The organism is Ligilactobacillus murinus DSM 20452 = NBRC 14221, from assembly GCF_001591685.1.
GTDB lineage: Bacteria > Bacillota > Bacilli > Lactobacillales > Lactobacillaceae > Ligilactobacillus > Ligilactobacillus murinus.
Genome location: NZ_BCVJ01000053.1, coordinates 1 through 13,392 on the forward strand (window position 1 = coordinate 1; position 13,392 = coordinate 13,392).

18 protein-coding genes are annotated in these 13,392 nt (G+C 38.8%); 11 read left to right on the forward strand and 7 right to left on the reverse strand.

The genetic code is table 11. The features are described 5' to 3' along the window. Window positions 1-92: 92 nt before the first annotated feature. Together LMU01S_RS08655 and LMU01S_RS08660 are read right to left on the reverse strand one after the other, a co-directional pair. A complete protein-coding gene (locus LMU01S_RS08655; RefSeq protein ID WP_056959174.1) occupies window positions 93-329 on the reverse strand; it encodes a DUF2922 domain-containing protein in 237 nt (78 codons plus the stop codon). An 18-nt stretch (window positions 330-347) separates the two neighbouring features. Further along, a complete protein-coding gene (locus LMU01S_RS08660; RefSeq protein WP_056959173.1) occupies window positions 348-548 on the reverse strand; it encodes a DUF1659 domain-containing protein in 201 nt (66 codons plus the stop codon). Between the two features lie 204 nt (window positions 549-752). Between LMU01S_RS08660 and LMU01S_RS10480 the strand changes: the two genes are divergently transcribed. Genes LMU01S_RS10480 through LMU01S_RS10490 form a run of 3 tightly spaced genes read left to right on the forward strand, consistent with a single transcriptional unit; the run spans window position 753 to window position 1,248 of the window. Continuing rightward, window positions 753-929, forward strand: coding sequence for a hypothetical protein (locus LMU01S_RS10480; RefSeq protein ID WP_156470401.1), 177 nt, complete (start codon window positions 753-755; stop codon window positions 927-929). Between the two features lie 19 nt (window positions 930-948). After that, window positions 949-1,089 carry a plantaricin NC8 alpha peptide precursor gene (locus LMU01S_RS10485; RefSeq protein ID WP_156470402.1) on the forward strand — a complete coding sequence of 47 codons (141 nt, stop codon included), beginning with the start codon at window positions 949-951 and terminating at the stop codon, window positions 1,087-1,089. Between the two features lie 18 nt (window positions 1,090-1,107). After that, window positions 1,108-1,248 (forward strand): hypothetical protein, encoded by a 141-nt coding sequence (locus LMU01S_RS10490; RefSeq protein WP_156470403.1) that lies wholly within the window; start codon window positions 1,108-1,110, stop codon window positions 1,246-1,248. Between the two features lie 24 nt (window positions 1,249-1,272). Here the strand turns inward: LMU01S_RS10490 and LMU01S_RS08665 are convergent, their stop codons facing one another. From LMU01S_RS08665 to LMU01S_RS08675, 3 genes are read right to left on the reverse strand one after another with little or no spacing between them, the layout of a single operon-like run. Next, on the reverse strand, window positions 1,273-1,719 hold the full coding sequence (locus LMU01S_RS08665) for a LytTR family DNA-binding domain-containing protein (RefSeq protein ID WP_162258481.1): 447 nt from the start codon (window positions 1,717-1,719) through the stop codon (window positions 1,273-1,275). A 42-nt stretch (window positions 1,720-1,761) separates the two neighbouring features. Further along, window positions 1,762-2,007, reverse strand: a complete 246-nt coding sequence (locus tag LMU01S_RS08670) for a response regulator (RefSeq protein WP_056959171.1) — start codon at window positions 2,005-2,007, stop codon at window positions 1,762-1,764. Next, a complete protein-coding gene (locus LMU01S_RS08675) occupies window positions 2,004-2,957 on the reverse strand; it encodes a sensor histidine kinase (protein WP_056959170.1) in 954 nt (317 codons plus the stop codon). The genes LMU01S_RS08670 and LMU01S_RS08675 overlap by 4 nt, the downstream gene beginning before the upstream one ends. 345 nt (window positions 2,958-3,302) lie before the next feature. Between LMU01S_RS08675 and LMU01S_RS10770 the strand changes: the two genes are divergently transcribed. The 5 genes from LMU01S_RS10770 to LMU01S_RS10775 all read left to right on the forward strand — a co-directional run bounded on the left by LMU01S_RS10770 (window position 3,303) and on the right by LMU01S_RS10775 (window position 7,408). After that, a complete protein-coding gene (locus tag LMU01S_RS10770; RefSeq protein ID WP_263850220.1) occupies window positions 3,303-3,434 on the forward strand; it encodes a hypothetical protein in 132 nt (43 codons plus the stop codon). A gap of 61 nt (window positions 3,435-3,495) precedes the next feature. Then, window positions 3,496-4,266, forward strand: a complete 771-nt coding sequence (locus LMU01S_RS08680) for a LytTR family DNA-binding domain-containing protein (protein WP_056959169.1) — start codon at window positions 3,496-3,498, stop codon at window positions 4,264-4,266. A 21-nt stretch (window positions 4,267-4,287) separates the two neighbouring features. Further along, window positions 4,288-6,444, forward strand: a complete 2,157-nt coding sequence (locus tag LMU01S_RS08685; protein WP_056959168.1) for a peptide cleavage/export ABC transporter — start codon at window positions 4,288-4,290, stop codon at window positions 6,442-6,444. 339 nt (window positions 6,445-6,783) lie between these two features. Next, window positions 6,784-7,101, forward strand: a complete 318-nt coding sequence (locus LMU01S_RS08690) for a hypothetical protein (protein WP_056959167.1) — start codon at window positions 6,784-6,786, stop codon at window positions 7,099-7,101. 178 nt (window positions 7,102-7,279) lie between these two features. Continuing rightward, the gene (locus LMU01S_RS10775; RefSeq protein WP_263850221.1) at window positions 7,280-7,408 is read left to right on the forward strand and encodes a hypothetical protein; all 129 of its coding nucleotides are present in this window, start codon (window positions 7,280-7,282) and stop codon (window positions 7,406-7,408) included. Window positions 7,409-7,759: 351 nt separating this feature from the next. Here LMU01S_RS10775 and LMU01S_RS08700 read toward each other — a convergent pair whose 3' ends face one another. Together LMU01S_RS08700 and LMU01S_RS08705 are read right to left on the reverse strand one after the other, a co-directional pair. Then, entirely contained in the window at window positions 7,760-8,434 is a 675-nt protein-coding gene (locus LMU01S_RS08700) for a VIT1/CCC1 transporter family protein (protein ID WP_056959166.1), read from the reverse strand. Between the two features lie 6 nt (window positions 8,435-8,440). After that, a complete protein-coding gene (locus tag LMU01S_RS08705; RefSeq protein ID WP_056959165.1) occupies window positions 8,441-9,121 on the reverse strand; it encodes a VIT1/CCC1 transporter family protein in 681 nt (226 codons plus the stop codon). 198 nt (window positions 9,122-9,319) lie between these two features. Between LMU01S_RS08705 and LMU01S_RS08710 the strand changes: the two genes are divergently transcribed. From LMU01S_RS08710 to LMU01S_RS08720, 3 genes are all read left to right on the forward strand, one after another. Further along, entirely contained in the window at window positions 9,320-11,107 is a 1,788-nt protein-coding gene (locus LMU01S_RS08710) for a DUF2207 domain-containing protein (protein ID WP_056959164.1), read from the forward strand. A 206-nt stretch (window positions 11,108-11,313) separates the two neighbouring features. Beyond that, the gene (locus tag LMU01S_RS08715) at window positions 11,314-11,874 is read left to right on the forward strand and encodes a histidine phosphatase family protein (RefSeq protein WP_082613069.1); all 561 of its coding nucleotides are present in this window, start codon (window positions 11,314-11,316) and stop codon (window positions 11,872-11,874) included. A gap of 19 nt (window positions 11,875-11,893) precedes the next feature. Further along, on the forward strand, window positions 11,894-13,378 hold the full coding sequence (locus tag LMU01S_RS08720) for a family 1 glycosylhydrolase (protein WP_056959163.1): 1,485 nt from the start codon (window positions 11,894-11,896) through the stop codon (window positions 13,376-13,378). Window positions 13,379-13,392 lie beyond the last annotated feature (14 nt).

A 13,392-nucleotide genomic window follows, 5' to 3' on the forward strand; every position in this document is an offset into this window, starting at 1 on the left:
CTGTATACTTGACGGGCCCTAGTGCCATTTGGAGATGTCTTTACTTATGTCACAGTCTCTTGGTCAGCGGGACATAAGAGCTTTAACCCGGGTTATTTTGCGGGTTTGTTGTCGAATAAAACGTGATCAGTGGTCGTGACATACCGCGCACCCATGGGGACTTCATACAGCGGATGCTTATCCTTGTCGACAAATAACTTCAGATCAGCGAGTTGTTGCATCGCTTGTTTGACCTTTTCTGTGTCAAGATCGGTATCGACAAAGTTAAATTGCATGTGGTGTGTTGCATGCTTGGCCGTGGATAAGAAGATGAGATCTAATTTTTTCATAATACGATACCTCCGTGGTTAATTAGTGTGGCTTGTGGTCATGACATAAACTTCTTTTAGCTGTTCGCCAGTCAACGTAGCGACGAGTTGTCCAAATTGATGGAGTTGATCGGGAGTTGCCCCTTGAACCACATTGTTAAAGGAACGTTGGCGGGTCGAGCCGTCCTTTTTTGTAAGTTTTACGCGAATTGCATTTTTGTCCCAGATTGCTTCAGTCATTGGTCATTCCTCCTTAGATTTATTATGTAAGTCGATCGCCCTTACACTACTAATAACGAAATGAGTTGCCGATATGTAACCCTAAAAAATAATTTTTTTGAAATAGACCATTTACTGCAAAAAAGATACCGTTTACTGAAATAGGGTCCTTTGATCAGAGCTTGTATAGTAGAATAAAGGTGGATAGAAAAGGAGGAGACATTAATGGAGAAATTAGAAGATTTTAAACCATTGGATACAAAAGCCACAAGTTCAATAGTTGGTGGTGGTGTCCCCGGATGGTATTACGGTATGCTATGGAAAATTGGTGTATCAGGATACAAACACCGAAAAGATATTATGAACGGTTTTGACAGGGGATTCAACAACTATCCAAAGTAATTGTTGTGGAGGGATTAAAATGAATAAATTTCAAGTTATCACTGATTTAAGTCAGATCAAGGGTGGCTATGACATTGAAAAAGCGCTCTGGGGAGGTTATGGTTACCAATTAGGTTGGCGAAATAAGTGGAACTTAAGTCATCGGTATTTTAAAATTTAAAGGATGGAGATGATTAAAATGGGACACAAGAAGAGTTTAAAGGCGAAGTTGGCCTTAGTTGGGGTCATTTTGTTGGTAGTGCTCGCTAGTTTTTCATTTTGGACACATCGCGATGATGTCTTCCGCGGGTTTGATGCCGGTTTTGAACAGAGCAAATAGAAACTAAAAACAAGGGCAGCGAGCTTAGTAGCTACCCTTGTTTTTAGTTTGTAATAACTTTAATTTACGGCGCGATATCGGACAAGAAAGTCCATTTTTAAAGAAGAGCAATTTTTGCGAGTTATCAACGACTTCAACATTTTCCAAGTTGACTAAAAAACTACGATGAACTCTGCTGAGTCGGGGCTCGAGTTGCTCTAATTCATGGAGATTTTTAGCGATCTGGAGTTTACGATTATCAGTTAGCCACAAGATCGAAGCGTGACTATTTGAATAGTGGGTCTCAAAAAAGCAGATCTTCGCAAATTCAAGATCGATAAAATGATTGCCTACTTGCAACGAGAACATTTCAGATGTGTTTTTTTGACGCTTATTTAGAACTAACTTGAAGTCTTCTTTGATGCTATCTAAGATCGTTGGACTATCTTTGGCGATGAAGTCTAGGGCAGCTACTTTATATTTATAGGTCAAGGGCATCAACTCGGCGTGTGAAGTAAAAAAGATCAGGGCAGCTTAACTATCATAGTCTCTGATCTGCTGGCCAACTTTTAAACCTTGTTGTTGATCACCTTGGAGTTCTAAGTCTAAAAAATAAATATTTTGATTGCTTGGAATAAAAAGCTCGGCTAGTAGTGCTTGGGGATCTTTGAAGGTTTTTAAGTCATAGCTGGACACAACTAGATCTTTTAAAAGCGAGCTGATGATCTCTGTTAAGCGATAAATATGGATGGATTCATCTTCTAAAATAGCAATGTTCATCTTGATAAACCTCCTGTAATGATCAATTCTTGTTGAAATATATAATGGCTGGAACTGGTGTTTAAGCTGATAAAGGGATAGTCACGCAAGATAGCCGAAACATTGGCTAACCCATAACCATGACCTTGGCTATTTTTAGTAGTATAACCAACTTTATCTAGAAGTTGAAGCTCTATTTTTTCATATTTGGTACTGTTGCGGATAACGATGAATTGTTCGTTATCATGTTCAAAAAAGGCAAAGTCTAAACAGCCTTTATTGACTTGGCAGGAGGCCTCGATCGCATTATCCATAAAGATCGATAAGAGCCGAACCATATCTAATTGTGTAACACGGGGATCAAGTTTGATTTTTTGGGCTATTTCACAAGTGACACGGAGTTTTTTTGTGAGAGCTAAAGCCAATTTATTGGATAAGATCCCTTTAAGTGCTGGGTCACTGATATTTTGTAATTGACTGATGAGCTGTAGTTCTGGGGAAATGATCGATCTGGTAGGTGCGATCGCTTGGTGATAAACTTTCTTAGCCCCAGCAAGATCATCATTATCCAGGCAATATTCTAGGGAAAGCAAAATATTTTTGTAGTCATGTTTGAAATGGCGTAGTTTATCATACAACTCTTCGATCTGGGCGGTATATTCGATCAAATTTTGTAGCTGTTCTGCTTGAGCGAGTTTTATTGCCTGTTTTTGTGAGTATAGGGTGATGCAGTAGATATAGGCTGCAATGACTACCAAAATAACGCTAGCGATAAGTAACCTATTAGGTAAGTCAGAGAAGCGAAGATAGATATAGCTTAACAAAGTCACATCTAAAATAGCTGCTTGAAAGCGATATTTGGCTAAAATATGATTTGCAAAGTAGACCAAGTAACGTTTGAAGTAGTATAGCAGAGATGTTTGCAGGTAAAAGACGACCCAAGGTAAGATGATCAGTTCAAACATGATCATTACGGTGTAATTTCCCTCTATCAGAGCTAAAACGTTGTCCAATAATTGATAGATAATGGTAGTCGAGACTAATAGGTATGAAACGTAGAACATGCTTAATAGAATTGGGATCTTTTTTTGCGAAAGGTGAGTGATGATCATGCTAAATATTATGGTATATATCAAGCATCCCCACCAACCGTAAGTAAAACACATGGATATACTTAGAAGCATGATAAATTTTCGTTGCAAAGAGATAACGTTTAATTGGTTAAATAATAACGTGATGATAAGACCTTGAAAAAATAAAGAAACATATCCTATCACAAGATAAAACATAGGAATTCACCTCCAAGGAGAAATATTATGAAGAAAAACTATACAACTATTTCAGAGAAAAAAGTCAAGGGGATTAGGGGGGCAAAAGGGCGCCACAAAACAGGCAAAATATATGCAGTAGATGGCTTTGTTTACAATGCCATCTACTGCACAAAATAATTATAGCACAATAGACTTTAATTTAGTTAACACATGAGTTGAATAAATAAGGGGAATGTTTATGAAATATCAAGTTTTTGTATGTGCAGATCCAGAGTTTGAGGCGGATATGGGGAACTTAGTCAAACTTGCGATCATGATCCAAGACGATCAGGTCCACGCAAAGCTACAGCTAGGCGGGATTTTTATTGATCCGTATGCATTATTAGAGCATATCATAAAAGAACAATGTCTGTACGGAATTTATATCTTGGCAACTGATGTTTTGAATGGGGAAAGGGGGATAAAACTTGCTCAAAAGATCAAAACGCTTGATGAACAGGCCAAGTTGATCTTAAGTACAACAGATATTTTACAGAGTTATTTGGTCTTTGAAAATAACGTTAGGGTGTTAGATTGCATTGATTTAAAAAAAGACAGAGATATCATCCAAAGTCGCTTGAACAATGTAATCTTACAGGCTGTTGAGCAATTAGAAGTGGCAAATAGATCCAAACAAACAATTTTTTATTACCGAAGAGGAACGTGTCTTTATACGGAAAATCTAGATGATATCGTTTGCATAAAGACAACGACCTATCCACGTCGGTTATGTTTAGATACGACAGAGGGAAGCTTTGAGATCTCTGGCAGTCTACAAAAAATAGCGCAAGCTTATCCAAGCTTATTGCGGATCTCGCGTTCATGTTTGGTAAATGAAAATAATATCTATCTGATAGATATTGGAACACATAAGGTCGTTTTTGTTAATGGAAAAGTTGAATATTATTCTAGAAGAGCCAGTAAAGTAATCAAAAAATTGCTACAATATAGGGAAAATAATAGGGGATAAAACCGTACGAGGAGGGGAAATATGCGTCAATTCTATAAATATTATACAGCACAAGTAGATGAGATGGATTGTGGAGTTGCGTGCTTATCTATGATATTAAAGTGTTATGGAACTAAAGTGTCTTTAGCTCGTTTACGTGATTTAGCTAAAACAGATTTGGAAGGGACGACTGCCTTGGGGTTGGTCAAGGCAGCACAAAAATTTAAGCTTGAGACACAAGCTATTCAAGCTGATATGTCATTATTTGAAGTTTCAGAGTTATCCTATCCGTTTATCGCACATGTAATAAAGAATGGGGCTTTACTGCATTATTATGTAATTTTGAAGGCAGATGAGAAGAGTATTTTATTAGCTGATCCTGCTCCAGATATTGGTGTTATTAAGATGTCACGTGAAAATTTTGAAAAAGAATGGAGTGGTGTTGCTCTTTTATTTACGCCAAATGATGGATATAATCCTGTAAAAGAAAATCAAAGGGGACTATTGGTGCTGTTTAGAAATTTAAAAAAACAATGGAAATTGCTCATGAAGATCGTCTCAGCAGCAATGTTGGTAACTTTTATCAGTATTTTGGGATCGTATTTTTTACAAATATTGATCGATGAATATATTCCCAAAAAAGCAAACGGTATTTTGCCAATAATTGCTAGTGGGTTATTAGTGGTATATATATTTAATTCAATGTTTGTTTATATTCGTGATTTTTTACTGATAATTTTAGGTCAAAGATTATCAGTTGAAATTATTTTAGGATATATTCGTCATATTTTTGAATTACCAATGGATTTTTTTGTAACTAGAAAAACAGGGGACATAGTTTCAAGGTTTAATGATGCCAATAAGATAGTTGATGCATTGGCGAGTGCAGTGATTTCTATATTTTTAGATGTAGGAATAGTTTTAGTTATGGGAGGAATCTTAGCAATTCAAAATAAGCTCCTTTTTTTTGTTACTCTAATTTGTTTGCCTATTTACTTAATAGTGATCTTGGCATTTACAAAGAAATTTGAAAAATTGAATGTTGAGCAAATGAAAAGCAATGCAACTCTGAGCTCATCAGTCATTGAAGATATTAAAGGGATAGAAACTATTAAGGCTCTAAATAGTGAAAATAATAGATATGAGAAAATAAATAGCCAATTTATTGATTTTTTGGGTAAAAATTTAGCGTATACTAAGATGGATCTATTACAACAGTCACTAAAAATTTTCGTACAATTAAGTCTCAATGTAGTCATTTTATGGATCGGTGCACAAATGGTGATCGAAGAGAAGTTCACGGTCGGGCAATTAATGGCATATAGTGCTTTGTTGGCATATTTTACTGGACCGTTACAAAATATAATTAATCTACAGCCTAAGCTTCAAAGTGCACAAGTGGCAAATAATAGGTTAAATGAAATTCTTTTTGTACCAACTGAGTTCGGTGATTCTTGTCATCAATTGTCAGATGACCAGTTAGAAGGAGAGATAACATTCAAAGATGTATCGTATTGCTATGGATATGGACAAAATGTTTTAGACGATATCAATTTAACTATTAAAGCAAATGAAAAATTAGCAATTGTAGGTATGAGTGGGTCTGGAAAATCTACTTTGGTCAAGATGATCGTTAATTTTTTTGAACCTACCTCGGGAATCATAACTATTGGTCGATCGCAAGTGAAAAATGTAGATAAGCATTTCTTGCGAAAGTATATTAATTATGTTTCGCAAGAGCCATATATCTTTTCAGGGTCTATTATGGAAAATTTGACTTTAGGGAATAAATCCGGGGTTTCCAAAAAAGATATATCGGAGGCTTGTCGTTTAGCTATGATCGCAGATGAGATAGAAAAAATGCCACTTCAGTATGATACATTGCTTGATGAGAATGGAAACACATTATCTGGTGGACAAAAGCAACGGATAACGATTGCAAGAGCGTTATTATCATCTGCAAAAGTTTTGATATTTGATGAATCAACAAGTGGATTAGACACAATTACTGAAAAAGCATTAGTTGATAATTTACTTTCGCTAGAAGATAGAACAATTATTTTTATCGCACATCGTCTAGCGATTGCTAAACGAACAGATAATATTTTAGTCATGGATAGTGGTAGGATAGTGGAATACGGGAATCATGAAGAATTACTGAATAAAGGTGGCTATTACGCTAACTTAGTTAATAGTTAGAGAGGATGCTATAGCCTTTAATATTTATATGATTTTCATTAAGTCGCTTGAAGGGGTGAATAAAAGATAGCGTAATATATTTAAGTAGTAAACAATTATTACAAGGAATTCCAGTTTTGCTAAATAAGGAAAAAAACACATGTACTGAGAAAAATTTGCTATTGTTAAGGTAGTTGAAGTCAGAATGTTTTAAAACGAAACGATCGTAGGTGGTGGTTTGGGTAAATCTTCCACAGCTAAACAATAGTAGTGCTACACGAAACTTCAGAGCGCATAATTGTGGCCCTTATGGTCAAGGTGGAACACCTAATTCATGTAATTTTTAGGAAGGTGAGTAAGATGAAGGCTAAATTGCATGGCAAGATAGTTGAGGTGTGGCAAGTGGATCCATATGATCAAGATCTACCGCTATGGGTCAAAGAAGCCTTTGCTAAAGGCTACTTAAGATGGGTCGACAAACGCTTGCTGATCGTGATGCCAGCTTTGAGTCCTTCGACTGTGGCTAATCTAAAACTTGGAATGGTAGGCACGCTTGGTGGTGGTTTTTGCGGTTATGCAATGTATGTTATGGCCGATAGCGGAGATTTTTTAGATGTGACTGATCATCGTGTCGTCAGTGCTCGCAAATTTTTCAAAAAATATCAATTGATCAACTGAAAAATTTCGCCCCAATGAGTTTTTAAAGAATTTTTGGGTAGCTTCTCTTGGGTCAATAGAGCTCAAACAAAATGGATAAAGGAATGCTGTATGATATAATTTAGCTAGAAACATGAACACTTTAGCGGTATCTCTTACCTATTTTGCGATGATACTCATAAAAATAAGGAGTGACTTGATGTCAAACAAAGAAATCAGCATACTTCATGTTAATGAGCTACTTACTAAATTGTATGACTCATTAGATAATGACACAGCCAAAAAAGCAACCCAAAAAGCGTATAATAAAATAAATCGTCCCACTTAAACTTTCAGCAAAATTTAAAGAGGTCCCAGAAGCGATCGAGAACTTAAAATCAGGGCTCTCAAGGCTATCGTTAGCTAAACAAAATCGACTCACTAAAGAACAAGAAGAGATCATATATGAATTGACCAAACTATCTCGCAGGTCTTTTCAAAAAGGCTTCGAGGGCTTGATGTTTGCAGGTGTTTGGTCTGCTCAATGAAAAAGCCCGCCACTTGTGGCATTGGAGACAAATTTATATTTCCTAGGAAATTTTGATCAGTTTACAAAACGTAGCTGTCTTGGATGAAAAAGCAGTGACTTAAAAAGCGTAGTTCTATACTTTTTAAGTCACTGCTTTTTCGTATATACGGTTTACAGCATGATCCCGACTGTATAGTGGATGATCATGGTGATGATCCCAACGATCAAATTGCGTAAGATAGCCGTCTTGACCATGCCATTGCCTAACTTAGCACTTAAATAACCTGTTAATGCGACTGAGACACAGACTGCTAAGATCGTGAGTGGCCATTGGTATTGAACCGGACTCAAAGTCATCGCTGCTAACGGGAAGATCCCACCGATCGAAGCTGAGACTAAAGACGAAAGCGCCGCATTCCAAGGATTCATGTATTGCCCGAGATTTAGGTTGTATTTGATGCTGATGACAGTCTCAAGGGGCTTTTTTGCCATCAGATCTTGGGCGATCAAAGCAGCAGTTTGTTCACTTACCCCTCGTTCAACGTAAAACATTTTGACAGTTGCTAGTTCACTTGAAAAATCAGTCTTTAATAATTGCTTTTCTTTAGCGACTGCCGCTTTTTCGGCATCTTTTTGAGTGCTGACTGAAGCGTACTCGCCGGCTGCCATCGAAAAAGCACAGGCAAGTAGATCGGAAAGTCCGGCGATAAAGATCGTGAACTGATCAGTTGTTGCCACCGCCACACTGAACAATACACCGACCACGGTCAAGATCCCATCATTTGAACCTAAAACACCAGCACGTAAAGTATTGAGCCGTTCACTCATTGAACTTGTTTTTTTCATCTGCGTTTACCCCCCAATAATTTTCCCGATCAAATATGTAACTGCCATCGTCAGTGTCCCCGAGATGATGTTACGGATGATACCTTGCTTTTTGTCGGCTTTACTTAAAATAGCTGCCCCTAAGCCAGTTAAGGCTAAAGCGATCAAAACCGCGATAAATGTTGCTATGATCTTGATCTTTTCGGGAAACAACGTGATCGCAAGCATTGGCAGTAATGAACCAGTTGGAAATGAGACCATTGAAGCGATCGCGGCGGCATAAGGATCGATGAGCTCATTGATGTTTAAGCCATAGCGTTCACGAACTGTGGTCACGAGAGGGTCTTTTTGCATCATTTCTTCCGTTGCTTTTTGCGCTAGATCGGGTCTGATCCCTTGAGCTAAATAATTTTGTTTGACCAGTTCAAATTCATGCTCATAGTTTAATTTTAAGCGTGATTTTTCTTCAGCGACGGCTTGTTTTTCGGAGTCTTTTTGCGTACTGACTGAAACATATTCCCCCATTGCCATCGAAACGGTCCCAGCTAGCATCCCGGCGATCCCTGAGATAAAGATCCCGTAATTGCTGGCAGAAGCCCCAGCTACCCCGACAACGATCCCCGCGACCGAGATGATCCCGTCATTTGCCCCCATGACACTTGCACGTAAAATATTGACACGCTGAGCTAAAGTTAACTTACTATTCATGATCCATAACCTCTTTTTTAGAATGATTCTAAAATATATTTTACCGCAGAATTTAAATTTGTAAACAAAAAAATTTAAGGTAACCAAAAATATTTTATCTGTATACCTATAATTATAGATCTAATGCTAACCTTTGTCTTAAGTTAACAATTTTGAGATAATAAGAGAAGATATCATCAGGCAAAGGGGGCAATGAAAATGAATCGGATAAGCAAGTTGATAGTAAGTCTTTTGGTCGGTTTAGGCTTATTTTTTACTGCGAGCAAGACAGCTTTAGCAGATGGCAATTATCAAATAACCAATTATGATGCAACGGCAAATATACGTGAAGATGGCAAGATCGATCTTACCCAACGGATAACCTACGAATTTGATGGTGATTTTAATGGGGTATATTACGACCAAAATCTGGCTAAAGTTACTGATGTCAGTGATCTTGGGGTCTCGATCACCCAAAATGGTCAAACGACGCAGTTAGCTGAGAGTTCAACTGGGGAAAACAACACATTTACGCAAACAAAAACGGCAGATAATTTAAAGCTCAAAGTCTATCATAAGGTCAGTGATGATAAGTTGACGGTGAACTATCACTATGTTTTGAGTGGCTTGATCACGAACTATCAAGATACGGCTGAGTTAAATTGGAAGATCCTTGGTGTAGGTTGGGATGTGCGCTTGCATAATGTTAAGGTGACGCTCCAATTGCCCAAACCGGTCGCTGACTTGCAAGCTTGGACACATGGGCCTTTGACTGGCTATACCGATGTTGAGCGTGCGCAAGGTAAAGTGACGCTGACACTTGCCGAACTTGATACCGATGAGATGTTGGAGACACATATGCTTTTTCCAACTTCAGTTACACCTAATAATCCTCAGGTATCTAATGAAAAGGCAAAAGAAAAAATCAGACAAGCTGAGGCTAAGTTGGCTGATGAAGCTAATCAAAAACGTAAGGCTGAAGAAAAAAGGGCTCAAGTTATCAAGCGAATTTTCAGCGGGATCGTATTTGCGCTTTCGCTAGGTTTTATCGGGATCTTGGTGATTAACCCAGGAAATAAAAAGACTAAATTACCGCCACTCAAGCATAGCTATGAGATCCCTAAATATGCGCCTGAAGTAGCTTTTGCGGTATTGAACCAAACGTTACCGGATAATCAAGCGTTTAGTGCCCATTTATTGGATCTTGCAGGTCAGGGCAAGTTAGAGATCGTTGAAGCTTCCGGCAAAAAGAACTATTTGATCAAGTTAAAAGATAAGGTACTTTTGGAAGATGGATTGTTGCATTTTCTCTTTAAAAATGTCGGAAATGGGACCGAATTTGATCTAAAGACCCTTAAGCAAGTAAAAAACAAGCGCAGTAGATCCAAAGCGCTCAGTCAAAAATTTGATAAATGGGCTAAGCAGGTAAAAAATCAAGCTGATGCCTATAACTATGTCGATAAAAAGACCCGCGCTTGGTGTATCACCGTTATGCTAGGTGCTCTTGTCAACTTAGGGATCTTATTGTTGGCAGGGGTCATCTTTAGTGGAATGATCAGATGGATCTGTTTAGGCTTAGGGCTCGTGATCATTTTATTAAGTGCCAAGTATTTGCTGACGCATTCGGGCTATACGCCAAAAGGAGAAAGAGAGATCTATGAATTACGGTGTTTCAAAGCGATGTTAAAAGATGTTGGCCGGTTTGATCTGCGTGAAGTAGGAGACGTTGTTTTATGGGAACAGATCATGCCGTATGCAGTGGCATTTGGTCTAGCTAAAAAGGTCATCAAGGCTTTGAAAGCCGAGTTTAGTGTAGCTGAATTAGAGAATGGTTTTGGAATTTATTATGCTTTGTATTTTGCAGGTAGTTGGAATGACAGTTTCACCTCAAGTTTTGAGCAAAGTATTGCAGCAGCCAATGTTGATTCGTCGGCTAGTGGTAGTTCTGGCGGGTTCTCTGGTGGCAGTTCCGGTGGCGGTGGCGGCGGGACCGGCGGCGCATTTTAGAGGCGGAGTTGCTAAACATATTTCAAAGGCAGTGCTAAGAAATCTTAAGGATTTCTTAGCACTGCTTTATTATTATTTTAAGTAAAAAACCGGATAATGATGAGCAGGTATTATTGTAGTAGTTGTTCTTTGCTTAGTCGGAAAGAAAGCGCTATACTGATTAAGTAAAGTCATATTTATAAAAGAATATACTTTATGGAGGGCTTATGGAACAAACATTGTATTTAATGCGACATGGTGAAACATTATTCGACCAATTGGGTAAGATCGAAGGCTGGAGTGATTCACCGCTCACCAAAAACGGTATCAAACAAGCTAAGCGAGCAGGTGAATACTTTAAAGCAATTGATCTTTCGGCTGCCTATTGTTCAGCTTCTGAGCGTTGTTGTGATACTTTGCGTCAAGTTACCTCATTGCCATATATGCGTCTAAAGGGCTTAAAGGAACAAAACTTTGGTCTGCTTGAAGGGGAGCATGATTATCTACAACATTTGCGCCCCTATGGTGATCTTTTTGTTAAGTACGGTGGTGAAAGTGATTCTGAAGTTCAAGATCGGATCGTTACGACTTGTACTGAATTGATGCACCGTTCCAGTGGACAGACAGTTTTGGCAGTTACCCATGCCAATGCGTGTTTACAATTTATCAAACGCTGGGATGACCAGCTTGAGCTCTCCAGTATCCCAAATGGGGCGATCTTTAAATATGACTTCAATAAAGAAAATGACACGTTTGAACTGTTAGAACAAGTAAAGTTAACGGTTTAGGCAAGAAAGGGTGAGCTGATTGGCTTTTAAGAAAGATTTTTTGTGGGGTGGCGCGACGGCTGCTAACCAATATGAAGGTGGCTTTGCTGAAGATGGTAAAGGTCTAAATGCGATCGATGTTTTAACGAATGGCTCAGCGACTGAACCACGTAAAGTTACCTGGGTACGATCTGATGGTACGACAGGCGCAACGCCACTTGAATGGGGAAGTGCTTTTGAACTGCCAGCTGGCGCAAGACCGGCATTAGTCGATGGGTATTACTATCCAAGTCATACGGCGACAGATTTTTATCATCACTACGAAGAAGACCTTAAATTGATGGCGGAGATGGGATTTAAGTGTTACCGGCTTTCACTCAATTGGTCACGGATCTTTCCAAATGGCGATGAAAAAACGCCAAATGAAGCTGGGCTAGCCTTTTATGATAAGATCTTTGACCTCTGCCAACAATATGGGATAGAACCATTGGTGACTCTTTCACACTATGAGACTCCCCTTGGACTGATCAATGACTATGGTGGTTGGAAAAATCGCAAGTTGATCAAATTCTTTGAGAATTATGTGCGGACCGTCTTTACACGCTATAAGGGCAAAGTAAAGTATTGGTTGACTTTTAATGAGATCAATGCGGTCGATCTAGCTCCATATATGGGAGCCGGACTGTTAGATTCGAGTTTGCAAAGTCGGGCGCAAGCGGCACATGATCAATTTGTCGCTAGTGCTTTGGCCGTTAAGTTAGCTCATGAGATCGATAAAAATATGCAGGTCGGGATGATGTTAGCCTATCAGCCGGTATATCCGTATACTTGTGATCCCGCCGATCAGATCAAGGTCATGGAATACAACCAAAAGATGCTTTTTTATGCCGATGTTCAAGCAAGTGGGTGCTATCCTAACTATAAATTGAAAGAATATGAACGTGAAGGGATCACGCTTGATATTTCACCAGAAGATCATGCTCTGCTCAAAGACTATCCGGTCGATTTTATTAGCTTTTCTTGTTATGGATCAAATGTCTTAACAACGCATGAAAAAGAAGCCGTTGATAGTGGGAATCTAGGGATCAATGGGATCAAGAATCCTTACTTAGAGACCAATGCTTGGGGCTGGGCCACTGACCCCGATTGTTTGCGGCTAGCTTTGAACGTTTTGTGGGATCGTTATCACAAACCACTTTGGATCGTGGAAAATGGCTTAGGTTGGAGTGACGAACTCACAAGTGATGGCAAAGTCCACGATGATTATCGGATCAAATATTTAAAGGAAAATATCCAATCGATGAAAGATGCGGTAAACCTAGATGGGGTCGAGTTGCTGGGCTATACGATGTGGGGCTGCATCGACCTTGTTTCCAACGGGACAGGTGAGATGAAGAAACGCTATGGTTTTGTCTATGTCGAGCGCGATGATTTTGGCAAAGGTAGCTTGAAGCGAATTCCGAAAGATTCATTTTACTGGTACCAAAAAGTTATTGCCTCAAATGGTGAAGATCTGACGATTTAATGACGCCCAGCCGG